The 273-nt window shown below is 67.4% G+C and carries 1 protein-coding gene; it reads right to left on the bottom strand.

The window, feature by feature from the left end; translation table 11 throughout:
* On the bottom strand, positions 1 to 269 hold a 269-nt coding region (locus HKX41_11500; GenBank protein ID NNC24757.1), incomplete at its 3' end, for a flagellar biosynthesis protein FlhA.
* Positions 270 to 273 lie beyond the last annotated feature (4 nt).

Raw genomic sequence — 273 nt, 5'->3', positions numbered from 1 at the left:
CCGCCGACCACGAACTCGCCGATCGCGTTGATGACCCGGCCGGCGTCGGCGCCTTCCAGGATCAGGCGCGTGGCCGAGACGTTGAGCGACAGGCGGAACAGCGTGGACAGCAGCAGGATGGTCGGGAAGGTCGAGAACTTCAGCGGCGTCTCGGTGAAGAAGGTCACCAGCAGGATCAGCAGCGCCACGCTGATGTTGGCCACCAGCAGGAAGTCCAGCACCGGCGCCGGCACCGGCACGAACAGCACCACCAGCACGCCGATCACCAGCGCG

Origin of the sequence: Salifodinibacter halophilus, from assembly GCA_012999515.1 — a bacterium.
In the GTDB taxonomy this organism is placed as follows: Bacteria; Pseudomonadota; Gammaproteobacteria; order Nevskiales; family Salinisphaeraceae; genus Salifodinibacter; species Salifodinibacter halophilus.
The sequence above is the reverse complement of the archived record's forward strand: the minus strand, read 5'-3'. Positions and strand labels throughout refer to the sequence as shown.